The sequence below is a fragment of the Pontibacter sp. HJ8 genome, assembly GCF_054824225.1.
In genome coordinates this window covers 1-18,778 of record NZ_JSYF01000145.1, presented here as the reverse complement: position 1 = coordinate 18,778, position 18,778 = coordinate 1, and the positions used below count along the sequence as shown (strand labels likewise).

Genomic DNA, 18,778 nt, shown 5'->3' with positions numbered 1-18,778 from the left:
CAAGGTATGAGCAGATTCTATCAACTGTTTTTACTTCAACGTGTTAAAACCGGTACACGATCAGGTATGTTCTGTAGCGTCGATCATCGATGAACGGCAGGATTTCAGCCTTCTGGCACAAATATAAGACATTGGCGACATCAAACAAGGCGGCAGGACGGGTAAAGTTCGCGTCAGATGCGGTCGCTATACGCAACATCAGGAAGACGATGCCCACCAGGTACAGGTTCCGTTCGTTGAAAATCAGATGCTTGTTCTGCTCCTCAAATACGCTATACGGATGTAGGAGGAAACGCTTGATTTCAATAACTTTCAGGCGACAACAGAAAAGGCGGCCTGCGTCTGTTTTTTTTATAAAACGCGTGCCGTTCGTATATTGGTTATACCTTTGCTTGCATAATCCTTTTGGCTGCAATCCAGGTATAGAGTTCTGTTATTGCTGTTGCACCTAATTTGAATGCATGGAAATCATCATCCTGATATTACTTACCCTGCTCAACGGGTTCTTTGCTCTTTCCGAATTGTCCATTATCTCCGTCAATAAGAACCGGGTTGCGCAGAAGGCCAATCAGGGCAACAAAGGAGCGCAGACCGTATTAACCCTGCTCGAATCACCTGAAAACTTCCTTTCTGCTATACAGGTCGGAATTACCCTGATCGCGATCATATCCGGTGCCTACGGTGGGGCTGCCCTGTCGGGCGATGTGGAGGCGTTGCTGGTCGGCATTCCTTTTCTGGTGCCTTATGCCGATACCCTTTCTATCGTGCTGGTGGTGGGGATTATCACCTATTTCTCTATCGTTATAGGAGAGCTGATTCCCAAGACAGTGGCTCTGGGCAATGCCGACAACATTGCCATCGCTGTTGCGCCTGTCATCAAAGTATTTACCAAAGCCACCATGCCCCTGGTCAAGCTGCTGTCTGGTTCCACCAACCTGGTCATCAAGGTACTGGGCATAAAAGAGCCTTCGGAGGAGAAGATGTCGGAGGAAGAACTGAGGCAGATCATCAAAACGGCCGGCAAACAGGGTACCCTGGCAAAACATGAAATCCAGCTGCACCAGAATATTTTCACTTACTCCGGGCAGCGGGCCAAGAACCTGCGAACGCACCGAAAAGAGGTGGAGTTCATTGAGATCAACCAGCCCATTGATAGTATAAAGGAGACGATCGAGCAGAGTGCCCATTCCAAGTTCCCTGTCACCGAAGGGGCCTTCGACAATGTGATCGGTATCCTGACGGCCAAGCGGTTCTATGAGTACCTGGCGGGCAACCGGGAAGAGCCGCTCCGGAATATGTGTCAGCCGGCCATCTTCATCCCTGAAACGATGCTGGCAAGCTCCGTGCTCAATACTTTCAAGAAAGAAAAGCAGTACATCGGCATCGTGGTAGATGAGTACGGAACGACGGAGGGAATCATCACCGTGCACGACATACTCGAAGCCATCGTAGGCGACATGCCGGACATTGACGAGGTGGAAGAGCCGGAAATCATTCGCAGAGAGGATGGCAGCCTGTTGGTCAGCGGTTCGATCGAGGTGCATGAACTGAACAGGGAACTGAAGCAGGAGATAATCCTGCGGGACTCTGATAACTACTCTACGCTGGCCGGCTTCATCTCCTATACCTTAGGAAGGCTCCCTGTTTCGGGTGATAAGCTTCAGCTCCACAAGCATGAGCTGGAGATCGTGGACATGGACGGCTTCCGGGTGGACAAGGTGATCCTGAAACAGACCGATGTCACGGCAGTGCCAAAATAAACCATAAGCGGACAGGTATAGCACAGGTATAGCAATGGCCCTTAGCAGGTATAGCAGAGACTTGCCACGTTCCATTCAATTCTTTTCCCCTACAAACAGAAGAGGTGCTGCCGGGTAAGGCAGCACCTCTTCTGTTTATGCTGTAAGGCGACTTTTCTGATAACAGCTTGCCTGGATTAAGGACAAGCTAAACGCGCCGGCTCTGACCTGAACCAACAGGACGCTGAGGCGCCTAGAAATAGGCAATCGAAAACCCGAAGGCAATTACCGTGAGCACCAGCCCCACCATAAAGATGGTATAGGAGATGCGCAGGATCTTGTACTTGCGGCTCAGCACCTCACCCAGGTAATAGATGTCCGTGATCATGTTGTTGTACAAAGACTTTTTGTCACGCATGATCTCATGCATGCCCTGCTGAAAATCCTCGAGTGGGATATTGGTAAAGTTGCCGAAAAAGAGCAGGTTCACCTTGCGGCTGTTGATCTTGCTCGGATTCTTGTTAAGCGCAAAGCTGGTGACCTCCGGCTGAGCCGAAATGATCGCGAAAATAACAGAGCCCAGTGTGGTCAGCAACAGCGTGCCAACCGGAATGAGCAGGGCGCGGTGCTGCGCAAACTCGGCGCCCGTAATGGAGGTCTTCGCGCTCAGGTAGGTGATGATCACCGAAAGGATAATGGCGTTGAGGCTGATCATCATGTTGGCCTTGTTGTCGGCGATGGCGCTCAGGTTGAGGTGGGTGCGGTAGGTATTGCGAAACATCGTTTCTATACCCCGCTTTGGCTGTGCCAGTGTCTCGTGGTATTGTTTCTCCTCCTTTTTTATTTTCTTAGACTCCTTTTGCAGCCGGTTGCGCTGCTCCTGTATGTTGAGCCCGAGCTGCTCGGCAAACCGGCGCTGGGCCTGGTCGGTGTAGAAGCTGGTAGAAAGCAGGAAGTCCATCTGGAACTGGGCCCACTCCTGATCCGAAAAAAACTTATCCTGAAAGATCTCCCACTCTACCCGCAGAAGTTCGGCCGTCGAGAAAAAGGATTCCTTGCCAATATTAGACATATCAGCGTCTACGATTATCTCCTGCAGCAAGCCCGTAGGCGCAGTGCCATGTTGGGTGGCCATGATATAGTCGGCGATGAGGTCAATACGTTCCTGCGGGTACTGCTGCTGCTGCAGCCAGGCGGTGGCAAATTGCACACTTTCTTTTTCGTGCCCTTCGTAGGTTGTCACATAGCCGGTATCGTGAAACCAGGCCGCCAGCTCCAGGTCCTGCAGATCATCCGGGCTCAGCTTGTGCAACTCGCCCAGTTTGCGGGCCTCCCCAGCTGTTTCAAAGGTGTGTTTATAATTATGATAGACAAGCTTCTTGGAGAGTTGCTCCTTAAAAAGCCTGAATACATACTCGCTTGCCTGTTTGATAATATTCTGATCTTCCATAATGGTTCTGCCACTCTACCCGGGGACTCTGCAACCTGTGCAAAGACAGCGAGTGGCTGTTGAAGGTGGTGCTGATTTCAATTTGGCGTTACGGTGAAAACAGCTTTTTGTTGAAACGGCCGGCAAATAGAGTGTGCTATACCTGCGGGCCAGTTGGCAGCAGGGCTGCTTTATTGCTTTTTCTATATAGAGGAGCCACAATAACTAATTGGCCCTTCCGTACGTTTATGAATCTCAGTCCAGCCGCTCCCGTGGCGCTTCCTCCAGGTATAGCGGGGAATGTGGATGAGCAGCTACAGAACTACTATGCAGTATACATTACGATTGCCGCAGCCCAGGTCGGGAATATACACATGCACAGGGTATGCACATGCGCAGCAAATGCCTGTCGCTTCCCCTGCAGGACGACCAGTTCACCAAACGTATGAGAAACAGAAATAATCTGATGTCATCTATATTTCGCCCTTTGGCAGTAGTTATATGCCTGCTGTTATTACAAGCCTGCTCTACTTACAAACCCTACTACAGCCAATCAGTGTTAGATTGGAAGGAGAAAAAGCCGAAGCCGGAGAACAAGCTCGACTATACCGTATTCCTGATAGGGGACGTCGGGGCTCCCAGCCTCGACAAGCAGGAGCCTTCCCTCAAGCTGATGAAGAAACAGATGCAGGAAGCCGGTGCGCAGAGTGCCACCATTTTCCTGGGAGACAATGTATACCACAATGGCTTACCCGAACCGGGCAGGTATGACCGGGAAGTATCCGAGAAGCGGCTCAATGAGCAGCTGGATGTCCTGAAAGGCTACCCCGGCGAAAAGTATATGATCCCCGGCAACCATGACTGGAACCACAGTGGCCGTGGCGGCATTGAGTTCGTGGTGCGGGAGCAGAACTATGTCAACGACTACCTGACCGAAGAGGGCATCGTGGTAGGAGGCGACTTCTACGTGCCCGGCGATGGCTGCCCGGGCCCCTATGAAGTGAAGATCAGCGATGACCTGGTGCTCATTGCCATTGACTCGGAGTGGTGGCTGCACCCCTTCGACAGACCTTACGGCACAGGCAGCAACTGCTGGGCCTCCACGGAGGTCGATTTTCTGGTAAAGCTGGAAGACATCATCGAAAAACACCAGGGAACCAACATCCTGGTCGTGGCGCATCACCCGCTCTTCACGCGGGGAAACCACGGCGGTTTCTTCACCCTGACAGATCACATCTTTCCCCTTACCATGCTCCGCAACTGGATGTACCTGCCCTTGCCTGTCCTGGGCTCTATTTACCCGTTTGCCCGCAAGTATGGCGGCATTCTGCAGGATATACCCCACCCGCGTTACCAGGCATACATAGAAGGGCTGCTCAATATTTTTGATAAGTATGACAACATTGTCTACGCTGCCGGGCATGAGCACTCCCTCCAGCACTTCAAGCACAACAAACTATCGCACATCGTAAGTGGCTCGGGCTGCAAGATCCAGCACGTAAGACCGGGTGGCAACGCCATGTATACCCAGGAGATAAAAGGCTTTGCCAAGCTGATGTATTATGAAAACGGCGAGGCATGGGTAGAATACTGGGTGCCCGAAGGGGATGGCTCTGAAGGCAAAATGACATTCCGGACACCGCTTTATGACAAAGAGCCGCGCCGGAAACGGGAAGCTGTCGTAGATAACACCAATTACGCCGATAGCACGATAACAGTGGCCGCCAACGATAATTACCTGGCCAAAAAAGGACTGCACCGCAAACTGCTGGGGGAACACTACCGGCAGGAGTGGGCAGCCCCCGTAGAAGTGCCGCTGCTGGACATGAAAAACGAATTGGGCGGCCTGACACCTTACCAGAAAGGAGGGGGCAAGCAGACGGCTTCTTTGAAGATCCGGAACCCGGATGCCCGTGAGTACACCCTGCGCACCGTAGACAAAGACCCCACGATGGCCCTGCCCGAATACCTGCGCGAGACGGCTGCCCAGGCACTGCTGCAAGATCAGGTATCGGCCCAGCATCCGTATGGTGCGCTGGCTATACCCCGGCTGGCGGATGCCGCTGGCATCTTCCATACCAATCCGAAGCTCGTGTACATCCCGCAGACACCTTATCTGCGGCAGTACAGAGATGAATTCAGCAACACGCTGGCCTTCCTGGAAGAAGATGCCGATGAAAACCACGAAGAGGTAGCCAGCCTGGGCTTTGCCGAGAACCTGGTCGGAACAGACAAGGTTCTGCGCGAGCTGCAACAGGACAACGACAACAAAGTCGACCAGAAGGCCTATGTCCGTGCCCGTCTTTTTGATATGCTGGTAGGCGACTGGGACCGCCACGAGGGACAATGGCGCTGGAAGGAAGAAAAGACAGACAGCGGCAAGGTATACCTGCCCGTACCCGAAGACCGTGACCAGGTTTTTTTCAAGGCAGATGGTCTGCTGCCCTGGCTGGCAACCCGCAAGTGGGGCCTGCGCAACGTACAGAACTTCGATTACGACTACCGGGATATTGTGGGCCTCAACCTAAGCGCCCTGACCATTGACCGCACCTTCACTTCCAGGGTTACCCGCCAGGAGTGGCTGCAAATGGCAGAGGAGATCAAGGCGAGCATCACCGACGAAGTGATAGACGAAGCCATCGGCCAATGGCCGGAAAACGTGCAGGCCATATCCGGGGAGGAAATCAAATCCAGGCTGAGGTCCCGGCGCGATAAGCTGCCACAAGCGGCAAACGCCTACTATGAGCACATCTCCAAAATGGTAGACGTGGCGGGCAGCGACAAGCACGAGCAGTTTGTGGTCAACCGGCTCAATGATAAAGAGACGCATCTGGCCGTCTACAAGATCAACAAAGAAGGCGAGCTGCGCGATACACTGTATAGCCGTACATTCTTCACCGACGAAACCAAAGAGCTGCGCCTGTACGGTATGCACGGGAAAGACAAATTTGAGGTGACCGGGGATGTAAAGGATGGCATCGTGGTACGCATCATCGGGGGCAACGACGAGGACGTGATCACCGATAAATCCAGCGTAGCTGGTTTGAAAAAACATACAATCGTGTACGATACCAAAGAAGGCAATACGTTCACTTTTGGCCCCGAAACAAAGGACAAAACGGATATATCACCGGATGTCAACTTTTATGACCGCGCCAACTACAAGCTGCCCTATTGGGGACCCCGGCTGTCGCTGGAGTACAACGTGGACGATGGCCTGTTTATAGGAGGCGGTGTGCTGGCGCGTACGCACAAATTCCGCAAAAACCCCTATGCGGCCGAACACTTGCTTGAAGCCAATTATGCCTTTTACACCAACTCCTTTAATGTGCGCTACAATGGCGACATCCGGCAGGTGATCGGTAAATGGAACCTGGGGCTGCACGGAGCCATGCAGGGGCCTCAGTATCAGCGCAACTTCTATGGCTATGGCAATGACTCCAGGCAGCAGGACAGCTTTGACGACTCGTATTACCGCGTGCGCTTTAAACGGCTGAGTATCGCCACCACCCTCAACAACGACCTGGCACCTTTCTTCAAGATCGGCGTTGGGCCGACGTATGACCGGTTCAAAGTAGTTACTTCCGATACCGAAACGTTCCTGGAAAACGAGGCGATCAATGGCCGCCTGGAGCCCGGTACCTATGATGTGGCAGCGGGCGAATTTGAGTCGCAGCACTATGTGGGCCTCATGGGATTCATGAACCTGGATGTATTGGGCGAGGGCAACCCCAAAAATCCGCGTATCGGCATGCGCTCCCACAGCAGCATCAGCTACAACCGGCAGGTCGACGGCGAAAAGCTACATTATACCAACATCAGCTCGGAATTCAGTTTTTACCTCACGCCTAATTTTCCGATACAGCTTACCTGGGCGGGCCGTCTTGGAGCCGCGCATAACTTCGGCGATTTCCGCTTTTACCAGGCCAATACACTGGGAGGCACCGAGAACCTGCGGGGGTACAGGCGTACCCGGTTTGCAGGGCGCAGCTACATATTTGCCAATGCTGAAGCGCGCGTGCAGTTGTTTGACTTCCACCTGTTCCTGACACCCGGTAAGCTGGGTATACTGGGACTCTATGACGCCGGGCGGGTGTACAACGACGGGGATGATAATCAAGGCTTCTTCCGCCACATGCATACCGGCGTAGGGGGTGGCATCTGGGCCGATATTATGAACAAGAACCTGATCTCGCTAACATACGCTAAAGGAGATGTAGACAGGCTCTGGGCATTAAATTTCGGTTTTTTATTCTAAAGAAGTACTCCACCGTATAGGTGAAAGTGCCGCAGGAAGTGGCACTTTTATTTTTTATAATGACGAACCATGCTCTGTAAACTATGAAATTACTATCACCAAAACTCCTCTTACTGCCGATGCTTTGCTGGGTGCAGCAGGCTGCGGCCCAGCAAACAACTGAAGCATTATCTGACGTACAGAAGATAGAATATGCCAGCCCGGGTGTACGGGGCATGGGAAAACCCCGGGGCATCGTGGTCGAATACGAACGCCTGCCCCAGTTCGATATCGATTCAAAATCGGACGATCCTGAAATAGGAAATGGCAGCGCCCGCGTAAGGCGTCACAACAAGTTTTCGGTTCGGGCACTGGCACCCATTATGAACAAACCCCAAACCAAACTGATCCTGGGGATAGACCATAGCTTCGAAGAGTTCAACTTCGAGAACGTGACGCCGGCCACCTACAGCCTCTACAACAGTCTGGAAGACAAGAACCTGAAGAGCGTGGGGCTGCAACTGGCCTTCCTGCACTCCCCCAACGAGGTGAACTTTTACCTGGTGCGGGCCAAAGCCGAGCTCAACGGCGACTATACACGGGACAACATCAACATATCCGACTACCTCAAGACGACCATCGATGTAGCCTATGGCTGGAAGCGGAGCCCTGACTTTGCCTGGGGAATCGGATTTCAGCTGGGCTATACCTTCGGGCGGCAGCGCGTCTACCCGGGCATCCTCTACAACCGCACCTTCAACGACAAGTGGGGAGTGGAGTCTATCTTCCCGGCCAATGCGCGGCTTCGCCTCAACGTGTCCGAAAAGACGCTGCTCTACACCGGGTATAGGATAGAAGGCGCCAGCTACAACCTGCTTGCCAGCAACCCGCCGCTCTCCAAGTTCAACGACATCGAGCTGCGTCGTACCGACTTCAAAGGGCTCGTGCGGCTGGAGCAGGAGATCTATGACTTTCTGTGGTTTGCTGTGGAAGGCGGCTTCCGGCAGTATTACCGGCACAGGGTGTTTGATGATGTCGGTTCGAGGGATTATATCATCAAAAATGATCTGGCCGGAGCTGGCTACATCGGCGTAGAAATATTTGCCGTGCCGCCGCGCAGATTTACGGAAGGAAGGAAAAACAAGTAAGCAAATAGCATAAAAAAGCCCGGGCAGCTATACCTGCTGCCCGGGCTTTTTTGTGCTGTAATCAAATGCTTATGCTGACTTTCTTTCCGGATTCATGCCGGCAGGTATAAGCTGGCGCAGGTAGTCGTACGTAGCATATTGTGAGCGTACCTGGTTTTGTGTAGTCTGCGCACAGTAGTCGTTGTGGATGTCACGGGCTTTGGTGTTGTCTGCCAGCTGCAGGTCAATGATGGTGCGTACCTGCTCTACCAGGTCCTGCTGCAGCAGCGGGAAGGCAACCTCCACCCGCCGGTTCAGGTTACGGGTCATCCAGTCTGCGGAGGCGATGTAATACTGCTCATCCCCGTCGTTGTGAAAGATGTATACCCGTGCATGTTCCAGGTAGCGGTCTACTATACTCCGCAGGGTAATGTTCTCACTGATTCCCTCTATACCTGGTGTCAGGCAACAGATACCGCGCACGAGCAATTGTATTTTTACGCCTGCCTGGCTGGCATCGTATAGCTTCCGGATCATGCGCTCATCCTGCAGGGCATTCATTTTGAGGATCATGGACGCTGGTTTGCCCTGCCTGGCATGTTTAATCTCCCGGTCGATCAGCTCCACAAAACGGTCCCGCATGTTGATGGGCGCCATCAGCAGCTTTTTGAATTGCTTGTCCGGCTGCCCGTCCATAAAAAAGTTGAACACCTGCTCCACATCCCGGGTAATACTCGGGTTGGAGGTCATCAGCGCGTGGTCGCAGTAGATCCTGGAGGTGTCTTCGTTGTAGTTGCCTGTGCTCAGGTAAGCGTAGTTCATCAGCTTGCCCTCTTCGTTGCGCGTGATAAGCCCCAGCTTGGAGTGCACTTTCAGATCCGGTGTCCCCAATATGACGTTGGCTCCTGCTTTTTGCAGCTTCCCTGCCCAGAAGATGTTGGATTCCTCGTCAAACCGGGCTTTTAACTCCACCACCACGGTCACCAGTTTTCCGTTCTTAGCGGCTTTTACCAGTGCTTTGGCAATCTCTGAATCTTCGGCTACGCGGTATAGCGTGGCACTGATTGCAGTTACCTTCGGGTCCCGTGCGGCTTCATTGAAGAGGCGCAGCACGTAGTCAAACGACTGGTAAGGGTAATGCACCAGGTAGTCCTGTTTTTTCATGGCGTCGATCAGGCTTTTTTCCTGCTCGAGCAGCGGATGCACCAGCGTAGGCTGCGGGCTGTACTTGAGGTCCGGCAGATCGAAGTCCGGGAAGCCAAAGAAGTCGCGGAAGTTGTGGTATTTGCTGCCCTCCACCAGTTCTTCTTCTCCTATACCTGTGTGGGCCATGATGGCTTCCAGCAATGACTTTGGCGTGGTCGGGTCATACAGCAGGCGGGCAGGGTAGCCTATCTCGCGTTTCTGTACGCTTTTCTTGATCTTGGCCATCAGGTTGCCCGATACATCCTCCTCGATGTCCAGCTCTGCATCCCGCGATACTTTCACGGCATGCGCCTCAAACTGGCTATACAGGGGGAACAGCTCCGGCAGGCAGAAACGGATCACATCGTCTATAAACATGACATAGCGCTGCTCGCCCACCGTCGGGAGTTTGACAAAGCGGCCCCCGTGCTTTTTGGTAGGAATCTCCAGCATGGAAAAACGCTCCGGTTTGAGGTCCTTTTCCTTTGGCCCGTACAGGCGCACGCCCAGGTATACCGTCTGGTCTTTCAGGAAGAAGTGGGTTTCTGTCTCATCCAGCAGCAGCGGAAGGATCAGGGACTGGAGGTGTTCGGCAAAATATTCGCGCACGAACTTCTGCTGATCCGGGTTGAGTTCTTCCTCCGTGAGCAGGTTGATGTTGTTTTTCCGGAGATCTTCCAGTATACCTTCCCGGAACACCAGGCCAAACTCCTCCTGCTGCCGCCGCACTTCCTGCATGACCTGCCCGAATGTATCGGAAGGGTCTTCGTCCAGTTTTTCCCTGGTCTTCTTTTTAAGCTTGATCAGGCGCTTGAGTGTGGCTACCCGCACTTTGAAATACTCATCCAGGTTAGACGAGAAGATGGCCATGAACTTGATGCGCTCCAGCAGCGGAACACGTTTATCCTTCGCTTCCTGCAATACCCGGTAGTTGAATGCCAGCCAGCTCAGTTCGCGGTTGATCAGAGGAACTTCCGTTGCTTTGTTATTTTCTTTTTCGATATCCATTTTTATAGGTTCGCCTGGCGCACGGGCGGTTAGGAGATAATAGGCTTGCCTCTTTGCCTAACCGTTTGCCAGGTCAGGTGAATAGCGCCGCTGTAGAGCGGGCAGTAGGTTACTTGTGATCTTGAGGTGTTTCGATGAACAGTGTCTCGGCATTATCTTTCCGGATGTCGTACCAGCTCTCACAGTCGAAGCGCAGGGCCACCACACCGGCAGTAGGCATACTGGTAATGTGCTTGGGCGAAAGCAGGTTGGCAAACTCCGAGATGGATTCGTTATGCCCCACGATCATCATACTGTCGATTTCGGCAGGGACTTCGCGGGTTATATCCAATAGCTCGTCGGCACTGGCGCCGTATATGCGCTCATCGACCACGATATCATCCGCATCATAGCCCAGCTCCCGCCCCACCAGCGTGGCGGTGGTCAACGCCCTGACAGCCGGGCTCGAGAGGATGAGCTCCGGTTTTACATTATTGGCAGCCAGTTCCTGGCCTATGAGGGGGGCATCGGTGCGGCCGCGTTTGTTCAAGGGCCTGTCGTGGTCGCTCAGCTCCTCAAACTTCCAGCTTGATTTCGCGTGTCGCAGTATATATAAGGTTTTCATATGATTTCTTTCAGAAGGGAGATAGCGGCTGTACATAGTGCTGCCGCTATGGTTGATGTTTACTGAAAGCGTACTAAAATAGTTGTGTGAAGTGCGTGCATAGGCCCCGAAGGTATATTATAGCAGTAGGAGGAACTGTCGCGGCTCCTGTTAAAACAAAAGGGGAACTGCTCTGAGAAGCAGTTCCCCTTTCAGAGAGCATCAGACTTTCTATACATTATTCGGATAGCGCTCGAAATGGAGCTCGGCAACGCGCCGCTGCAGCTCCTCCCGCAGCTCATCGATGTTGATCCGGTTGGTAGCAGAAATAAACAGGGCAGGTGCATGCATCTTGGCCATGTAGGTCGCTTTCAGATCTTCGATCGAAGGCCGGGCTTGGTGTGTTTCTTCTCCACCTTCTTCCTCTTCTCTTAGCTCCTGTTCCCGCTGCTCCAGGTACTGGTCTATCTTGTTGAACACGAGCAGCACCGGCTTGTCGGCCGATTTGATGTCGAGCAGGGTGTTGTTCACAACAGCGATATGATCTTCAAAGGAAGGGTGCGACACGTCTACCACGTGCACCAGCAGGTCTGCCTCGCGTATCTCATCCAAAGTAGACTTAAAGGCCTCTATCAGCTTGGTAGGTAACTTGCGTATAAACCCAACGGTGTCGGATAGCAGGAAAGGGATACTGTCCAGCACGACCTTACGCACGGTGGCATCCACGGTGGCAAACAATTTGTTCTCCGCAAATACATCCGATTTGGACAGCAGGTTCATGAGCGTAGACTTGCCCACGTTGGTATACCCTACCAGCGCCACGCGCACCATACCTGCCCGGGACTTGCGCTGCTCGAAGTTCTGCTTTTCAAACTTTTCGAGGCGGTCGCGCAGCAGGGAGATCTTGTCGCGCACGATACGACGGTCCGTCTCGATCTCGGTTTCACCCGGACCTTTCATCCCGATACCACCTTTTTGTTTGGAAAGGTGGGTCCAGAGGTTGGTCAGGCGGGGCAGCAGGTACTGGTACTGGGCCATCTCTACCTGGGCGTGCGCCTGGGCCGATTTGGCCCGGAGCGCAAAGATATCCAGGATGAGCAAGCTGCGGTCCACGATCTTTACCTGCAGCTCACGCTCAATGTTGCGCACCTGCGAAGGGCTCAGGTCATCATCAAAGATCACCATATCGATGTCGTGTTCCGTCACATACGCCTTTATCTCATCGAGCTTTCCGCTGCCCACAAAGGTGCGCATATCCGGCTTGTCGAGCTTCTGCACAAAGCGCTTCATGGTGATGGCGCCTGCTGTTTCGGTCAGGAATGCAAGTTCGTCGAGGTACTCGTTGGTTTGTTCGTCGGTTTGTTTATAACCAGGCACCGCTATCAGCACAGCCGTTTCCTGTGGCTTGGCGGTTTCATAATACTGTTTCTTACCCATCAATTAGTTGTTAAGCGTCATGGTATAGGTGGCCCGGGTCTCGCCCGGCCCCCGGCCCCTTACCGTTGTCGTCCTGGCAGGTGGCGCATAGTATTACGTATACGGTCCACTGATTGGTTGAATAGCGTTTGATATGGCTGCCAGGATGTAAAGGCCCGGATGCAAGTTAGCCGAAAAATTTCAGATGAATAGTGAAAATGGCTAACTTACCGCCTTTACAGGACAGAGGGACTCATCTGCTGCCGGTGCATTTCCGGTGTTACAGACAGACCGCACTGAAAAAGCCATGAAATTAAGACGATAACATACCATAGAAATTTAAATGGAATATAAGACCTATCACATAGAAGGCCTGATTGAATTTATACCGCGTGTGTTCCGCGATGACCGGGGCTGGTTCATGGAAACCTACAGCGACAAGATGTTTGAGCCCTTTGGCATAAAACCAGCCTTTGTGCAGGACAACCAGTCTGTTTCAAAAAAAGGGGTGCTGCGGGGATTACATTTCCAGAAACCACCTTATGCGCAGGGCAAGCTTGTGCGGGTGACATCCGGAAGAGCCCTGGATGTGGCTGTAGATCTGCGCAAAGACTCTCCCTCTTATGGACAACATGTAAGCTGCGTACTGGACGCGGAGCAGAACAATCTGTTTTATATACCCGAAGGTTTTGCCCATGGCTTTATGGCGCTGGAAGAGAATACCACCTTCCTGTATAAATGCACTAACTTTTACCACCAGGCTTCAGAAGGAGGCATCCTGTGGAACGACCCGGCTTTAGGTATAGACTGGGGTACAGCCGAGCCGCTGGTATCGCCGAAGGACGAGGTGCTGCCGCTGCTGCAGGAGTTTGATTCGCCGTTTTAGATTGAGACGTCAGATATTAGACACAAGACTTTAGACTTCTTATTAGGATATAAAACAGCTATGCCCACGGTTTTCTATACTGTAGCATAGCTGTTTTATTAGGTATAGGTAGAGGGCGGCCAGAGCAGCCTACTACTTCTGTGCATCAATAAATCAGCACATTTCCTTCATCTTCACATTCTCCCATCTCCAAACTTCCATATTTACAACACCTCCACCAGCGTCTCCAGTCCCATACCCCTCGAGCCTTTTACCAGCACATAGCTTTCCGATATAGGGTGCTGCTGTAACCAATGTTGCAGCTCCGGCTTAGTAGCAAAGTATAGGAAGCGGCTGTCGGCTTCCGAGGCGTGTTTCATCTCCGGCCCGCAGAGCAGCACCGTGTCGAAATTCTGCTCAGCTATGATCTCGCCAATGCCTTTGTGCTCAGTGGCGCTCTCAGTGCCCATCTCCAGCATGTCGCCTACGATGACCACCTTGCGATCCGCGTTCATGCCCCCAAAGTTACGGATAGCCGCGGCCATCGAAGTTGGGTTGGCGTTGTAGGCGTCGAGGATGAGGGTGTTGCTGCCTTTTTTCATCACCTGCGAGCGGTTGTTCACCGGGCTGTAATCGGCGATGGCTTCATTGGCCTGGTGTAGTGGCACCCCAAAGAACTTACCGATACACGCGGCAGCGGCCATGTTCTCGTAGTTGTAACTGCCCACCAGTTGCGTATGCACCACATGCCCTTCCTCGTCCTTATACACCACGTATGGCGAGGCTTCCAGCAGTTCGCTGTAGTAATAGTCGCTTGGGGCAGGGTAGGAGATTTTGTTTTCGATGCGGCGGCTCATGCGCATCAGGTGCTCGTTGCCGGTATTGACGAATACGGTGCCGCCATGCTCCAGCAAATGCACATACAGCTCACTCTTACCACGGGCTACGCCCTCCAGACTGCCAAACCCTTCCAGGTGTGCCTTGCCGATGTTGGTGATCATCCCGTGCGTAGGCATGGCAATGCTGCTGAGCAAAGCGATTTCGCCGATGTGGTTGGCGCCCATCTCGATGATGGCCATGTCGTGCTCGGGCTTAAGGCGCAACAAGGTAAGCGGCACTCCGATGTGGTTGTTGAGGTTGCCCTGGGTATAGAGCGTGTTGAACTTCTGGCTCAGCACGGCATAGATTAACTCTTTGGTTGTCGTCTTGCCGTTGCTGCCCGTGATGCCGATCACAGGTATGCTCAGCTGCCGGCGGTGGTGGCGGGCCAGGTCCTGCAGCGCCTGCAGTGTATCTTCCACTACGATTACGTTATCCGCTGCCAGGGCTGGATCGTCTACCACCGCATATTTTGCTCCCTTTTCCAATGCCGGCCCGGCAAATTTTGCACCCTTGAAGTTCGGCCCGTTCAGGGCGAAGAACATACTCTGGTCCTGGGTAGCGCGGGAGTCAGTGCTAACGTGGCGGCACTCCAGGTATTTTTGGTATAGAAAGTCGATGCTGTTCGGCATGAAATGCGTATTTTTAGTTGATTATTGGCTACGGCGGTCCCTGCTCTAACCGGGCGCTTTTCCGCAGCAGCAATATACACCCAAAACGGCAAAAGCAACAGTCCGTTGCCTGCCCGGTATAGCTTTTAAACAGTGCAGTCAGCTTCACCTATGCGATACGTCATCTCCATACTTCTTCTGCTGACAGCTATACCTGTAGCCTGGGCGCAGGAACCACTGCGCTTCCGGCAACTCACCGATGTGTCGGTGGTGACCCCCACCCGGCCATTTCTCAACCCCTGGAGCGGCGGTCTCAACACCCCTCAGTTCTCCACCATCGATCTGAACAAGGATGGGCGCGAAGATATGTTCATCTTTGACCGCCTGCTGCGCAAGGTTTTTACCTACCTGGCGGTGCAGCGAGAGGGGCAGTGGCAGTATCAATATGCGCCGGCGTACGAGGCGATGTTTCCGGAAGAACTGGAACACTGGGTGCTGCTGCGCGACTACAACTGCGACGGCCTGAAAGACATCTTCACCAGCACTGCGCTGGGTATACAGGTATACCGGCAGGAAGCAACAAACGATGCGTTTCCTAAGTTTGTACTGGCCGAGGACGCTCTCTTTTACAGGAGCCGTAACAGCAATAATAAGATCAATATGCAGATGAACAACGCCGACATCCCTGCTATCGTGGACATGGATGGGGACGGCGATCTGGACATTCTGATATCGGAGTTTTCGGGAGGGTATCACCTGGAGTACTACCAGAACATGCGGGTAGAAGAAGGACAGCCCTGCGGCACGCTTAACTTTGCCCTTGGCTCGGACTGGTGGGGGCAGATAACCGAGTGCCACGGCTGTAACAACTTTGGCTTCGGGATACAATGCCGTATGGCAGGCCCGCTGCACTCAGGCCATGATGGCTCTGCGCTGCTGACCCTTGACCTGGATGGCGATGGCGATAAAGAGTTGCTGATGGGCAGTGTCGCCTGCGAAGATCTGGTGATGATGGAAAATGTAGGTTCAACGGCGGTTGCCCGCATGGAGAGTTTTGAACCTGCTTTCCCGCTGGGTACAAAAGCTGCCAGTTTCAGGCTTTTCCCGGCGGCGTATTCCGAAGACGTTACATTTGATGGTATACCTGATCTGCTGGTGGCCCCGAACAGCAACGAAAACGAAGGCGACCTGGAACTGCAACAGTCTGTCTGGCTTTACCGCAATACCGGCACAACCAATCAGCCCGATTTTGAATTTGTGCAGGATGACTTTCTGCAGCAACAGATGATCGACCTGGGCGAGGGCGCTTACCCGGCTTTTGCTGATCTGAATGGTGACGGGAAACTCGACCTGCTGGTGGGCAACAACCGCTCCAGCCGCGGCGATGGACGCTACGAGGCTACGCTTAGCTACTATCGCAATGTGGGTACCAACACAGAGCCTGCCTATTTTCTAGTGACGGATGACTACCTGAACCTTTCCTTTCAAGGTATGCAAGCGCTCAAACCCGCTTTTGCCGATATCAACCGGGACGGTATGCCTGATCTGGTACTGACCTACAAGCTGGAGCAAGCGGGCACCAACCGCGTGAGCTATGTGCGCAACACCGCCGCTGCCGGGCAAGCCTATACCTTCGATAAAGCGAACCTGCAAGTGCTTCTCAACCTGGCCGATGGCGATGCGCCCTCCCTGTTTGATGTGAGCGGCGATGGCTACCTGGACATGCTGGTCGGCAAAGCCAGCGGCGCCCTGGACTACTACCGCAACACCGGCAACAATACTTTTGTGCTGGAGAAGCAGGAGTTGGGTGGTATAGGCTTTGACTTTTTGCGGCGCAATTTATACCCTGCCGTGGAGGATCTGGATGGGAATGGCAAACCCGATCTGCTTACCGTGGATGACAGTGGCCAGCTGCAGGTATACCCTGATTTTTTAGACAAACTCAACGGGGATTTCACAGCGGCTGCAGAGCTCCTGGAAAATGAGCTGACGGGCAAGGTACATGCTACCAAACTGGGCCGTGGGCTGAGCCTGGCCGTGGCAGCACTGGGCGGGCCCAATAAACTATACCTGACCATTGGCAGCCAGGGCGGCGGGCTATACCTGCTCGAGCAAACAGCCGGAAACGCTGCTGCTCCGGGTGAAGAACCGGGAGGCCTGGCACTGCAGGTATACCCTAACCCGGTAGCCGGCCAGCAACAACCGGTACAGGTGCGTGCCGCTGAACCGGTTGCAGTCGAGCTCTACGATATGATCGGGCGGAAAGTACTGGATGCAGGAGCCGATTTTAACCGGAACCACCAGCTGTCTCTTGGCTACCTGAAAGCCGGGGTATACCTGCTGCGCGCCACTTCCCGCACCGGGCAGCAACAAACCACCAAATTGGTGATACAATAATGCAGGCCTTTCTGCTGATCGACCTGTCAGGTGAGGCCGTTTTTGAGCAGCCCATACTGGCGTGGCTTCGGCAGCACCGTCAGGGTATAGCCACCTTTGATCTGGACACGCAGTCAGATGATATGCTGCAGCAGTATGCTGTGCGCCTGTTGCAGGAGACTGCCGAAACAGTGGTTTGTGTGAAGGCAGGTGCAGGCGATCTGAACCGACTCATGCCCCTGCTCGAAGAGTTGCTGCAACCGAACCCTGACCGCCTCCTCTTGCTCTTGGGCGAGCAGCCGCGCCTGCTGCGCATCCTGCAGGCGAGGCCTTCTCTCCGGTACCAGGTGGTGGCGGACGAAGAGGAGTTGAAAGAGGTGTTGCTAAAGGCTACACTAACGTAAACGTATCCGCGTCCAAGTGAGCTGGGAAACTCTCCCGGTAATCAACCAGCTCCTGCTTGCTCAGCGTGATGGTATGCACCCCTTCTGCCTCTGCCGTCTCAAGCAGTTTGTGTCCTTTGGGATGGATGATGGCGGAGTCACCCGAATATAGGTGTTTGTTGTCATCAGAACCCACACGGTTCACCCCCGCCACATAGGCCAGGTTTTCGATCGCCCGTGCCTGCAACAAAATGCTCCAGGCGTTGCTTCTGGGCTTGGGCCAGTTAGCAACATACAGCAGCAGGTCGTAACGGCTGTCTGTGTTGCGGCTCCATACCGGGAAGCGCAGGTCGTAGCACACCAGCGGGCAGATGTTCCAGCCCTTTAGTTCCACTAGAATCCTTTCAGAGCCCGGGGTATAGGTATGGTGTTCCTTTGCCATCCGGAAAAGGTGCCGCTTATCGTACTGGGTATAGGAGCCATCGGGGCGCACCCAGTAGAGGCGGTTGTAAAAGCTGTCTCCCTCCCGGATGATCACACTCCCTGTTATAACAGCGTGATGTTTGGAAGCTTCCTCCTGCATCCAATGCAGCGTGGGGCCTTCTGCCGGTTCGGCCAGGGGGCTGGCATCCATGCTGAAGCCGGTCGTGAACATTTCGGGCAGCACGATCAGGTCCGTGGTTGGGTGAGCGGCGGCCAGCTTTTCTGAAAACATCTTTCGGTTGGCTTCCGCGTCCTGCCAGTGCAGGGCAGTTTGGATGATGGTAACGTGTAGGTCTTGCATGGGTACTTCGGGTAAATATCAACGGTAATTACGCTTATTTTTTTGTCATTCTCAAAGAGTCCTGGTGCAAGCCAGATAAGCTTTTGCTAGCGTAACAACTGCTTACCTATACCTCAACCTGACTTATTTCATAGCTTGCCCTGGCCGGGCGGGCCT

The 18,778-nt window shown here is 53.4% G+C and carries 13 protein-coding genes; 6 read left to right on the top strand and 7 right to left on the bottom strand.

Going from position 1 to position 18,778, the window contains the following annotated elements; genetic code table 11:
* Positions 1–43 precede the first annotated feature (43 nt).
* Positions 44–415, bottom strand: a complete 372-nt coding sequence (locus OB13_RS07795) for a hypothetical protein (protein ID WP_461489595.1) — start codon at positions 413–415, stop codon at positions 44–46.
* Between the two features lie 46 nt (positions 416–461).
* Between OB13_RS07795 and OB13_RS07790 the strand changes: the two genes are divergently transcribed.
* The gene (locus tag OB13_RS07790) at positions 462–1,760 is read left to right on the top strand and encodes a hemolysin family protein (protein WP_461489594.1); all 1,299 of its coding nucleotides are present in this window, start codon (positions 462–464) and stop codon (positions 1,758–1,760) included.
* Between the two features lie 232 nt (positions 1,761–1,992).
* On the opposite strand, the gene OB13_RS07785 is transcribed toward OB13_RS07790, so the two are convergent.
* Entirely contained in the window at positions 1,993–3,189 is a 1,197-nt protein-coding gene (locus OB13_RS07785) for a Pycsar system effector family protein (protein ID WP_461489593.1), read from the bottom strand.
* Positions 3,190–3,724: 535 nt separating this feature from the next.
* On the opposite strand from OB13_RS07785, the gene OB13_RS07780 reads away from it, so the two are divergent.
* Together OB13_RS07780 and OB13_RS07775 are read left to right on the top strand one after the other, a co-directional pair.
* Entirely contained in the window at positions 3,725–7,426 is a 3,702-nt protein-coding gene (locus OB13_RS07780) for a BamA/TamA family outer membrane protein (protein WP_461489592.1), read from the top strand.
* An 83-nt stretch (positions 7,427–7,509) separates the two neighbouring features.
* Complete coding sequence (locus tag OB13_RS07775) at positions 7,510–8,553, top strand: DUF6268 family outer membrane beta-barrel protein (protein ID WP_461489591.1); 1,044 nt, start codon at positions 7,510–7,512, stop codon at positions 8,551–8,553.
* 69 nt (positions 8,554–8,622) lie between these two features.
* Here the strand turns inward: OB13_RS07775 and ppk1 are convergent, their stop codons facing one another.
* The 3 genes from ppk1 to hflX all read right to left on the bottom strand — a co-directional run bounded on the left by ppk1 (position 8,623) and on the right by hflX (position 12,745).
* Complete coding sequence (ppk1, locus tag OB13_RS07770) at positions 8,623–10,725, bottom strand: polyphosphate kinase 1 (protein WP_461489590.1); 2,103 nt, start codon at positions 10,723–10,725, stop codon at positions 8,623–8,625.
* Positions 10,726–10,834: 109 nt separating this feature from the next.
* A complete protein-coding gene (locus tag OB13_RS07765) occupies positions 10,835–11,329 on the bottom strand; it encodes a SixA phosphatase family protein (protein WP_461489589.1) in 495 nt (164 codons plus the stop codon).
* 210 nt (positions 11,330–11,539) lie between these two features.
* The gene (gene hflX, locus OB13_RS07760) at positions 11,540–12,745 is read right to left on the bottom strand and encodes a GTPase HflX (protein ID WP_461489588.1); all 1,206 of its coding nucleotides are present in this window, start codon (positions 12,743–12,745) and stop codon (positions 11,540–11,542) included.
* A gap of 322 nt (positions 12,746–13,067) precedes the next feature.
* On the opposite strand from hflX, the gene rfbC reads away from it, so the two are divergent.
* Positions 13,068–13,610, top strand: coding sequence for a dTDP-4-dehydrorhamnose 3,5-epimerase (rfbC, locus tag OB13_RS07755; RefSeq protein WP_461489587.1), 543 nt, complete (start codon positions 13,068–13,070; stop codon positions 13,608–13,610).
* 203 nt (positions 13,611–13,813) lie between these two features.
* Here the strand turns inward: rfbC and OB13_RS07750 are convergent, their stop codons facing one another.
* Positions 13,814–15,100 (bottom strand): UDP-N-acetylmuramoyl-tripeptide--D-alanyl-D-alanine ligase, encoded by a 1,287-nt coding sequence (locus tag OB13_RS07750; protein ID WP_461489586.1) that lies wholly within the window; start codon positions 15,098–15,100, stop codon positions 13,814–13,816.
* 150 nt (positions 15,101–15,250) lie between these two features.
* Between OB13_RS07750 and OB13_RS07745 the strand changes: the two genes are divergently transcribed.
* Positions 15,251–17,476 (top strand): T9SS type A sorting domain-containing protein, encoded by a 2,226-nt coding sequence (locus OB13_RS07745; RefSeq protein WP_461489585.1) that lies wholly within the window; start codon positions 15,251–15,253, stop codon positions 17,474–17,476.
* Positions 17,476–17,859, top strand: coding sequence for a hypothetical protein (locus tag OB13_RS07740; protein WP_461489584.1), 384 nt, complete (start codon positions 17,476–17,478; stop codon positions 17,857–17,859). The genes OB13_RS07745 and OB13_RS07740 overlap by 1 nt, the downstream gene beginning before the upstream one ends.
* Here the strand turns inward: OB13_RS07740 and OB13_RS07735 are convergent.
* Complete coding sequence (locus OB13_RS07735) at positions 17,846–18,622, bottom strand: amidohydrolase (protein WP_461489583.1); 777 nt, start codon at positions 18,620–18,622, stop codon at positions 17,846–17,848. The genes OB13_RS07740 and OB13_RS07735 overlap by 14 nt on opposite strands.
* Positions 18,623–18,778 lie beyond the last annotated feature (156 nt).

Excerpts from the sequence above, each read along its gene's own strand:
- OB13_RS07745 (WP_461489585.1), top strand. The coding sequence starts at position 15,251 with ATGCGATACGTCATCTCCATACTTCTTCTGCTGACAGCTATACCTGTA.
- rfbC (WP_461489587.1), top strand. The coding sequence starts at position 13,068 with ATGGAATATAAGACCTATCACATAGAAGGCCTGATTGAATTTATACCG.
- OB13_RS07785 (WP_461489593.1), bottom strand. The coding sequence starts at position 3,189 with ATGGAAGATCAGAATATTATCAAACAGGCAAGCGAGTATGTATTCAGG.
- OB13_RS07765 (WP_461489589.1), bottom strand. The coding sequence starts at position 11,329 with ATGAAAACCTTATATATACTGCGACACGCGAAATCAAGCTGGAAGTTT.
- OB13_RS07740 (WP_461489584.1), top strand. The coding sequence starts at position 17,476 with ATGCAGGCCTTTCTGCTGATCGACCTGTCAGGTGAGGCCGTTTTTGAG.
- OB13_RS07735 (WP_461489583.1), bottom strand. The coding sequence starts at position 18,622 with ATGCAAGACCTACACGTTACCATCATCCAAACTGCCCTGCACTGGCAG.
- OB13_RS07750 (WP_461489586.1), bottom strand. The coding sequence starts at position 15,100 with ATGCCGAACAGCATCGACTTTCTATACCAAAAATACCTGGAGTGCCGC.
- ppk1 (WP_461489590.1), bottom strand. The coding sequence starts at position 10,725 with ATGGATATCGAAAAAGAAAATAACAAAGCAACGGAAGTTCCTCTGATC.
- OB13_RS07775 (WP_461489591.1), top strand. The coding sequence starts at position 7,510 with ATGAAATTACTATCACCAAAACTCCTCTTACTGCCGATGCTTTGCTGG.
- hflX (WP_461489588.1), bottom strand. The coding sequence starts at position 12,745 with ATGGGTAAGAAACAGTATTATGAAACCGCCAAGCCACAGGAAACGGCT.
- OB13_RS07790 (WP_461489594.1), top strand. The coding sequence starts at position 462 with ATGGAAATCATCATCCTGATATTACTTACCCTGCTCAACGGGTTCTTT.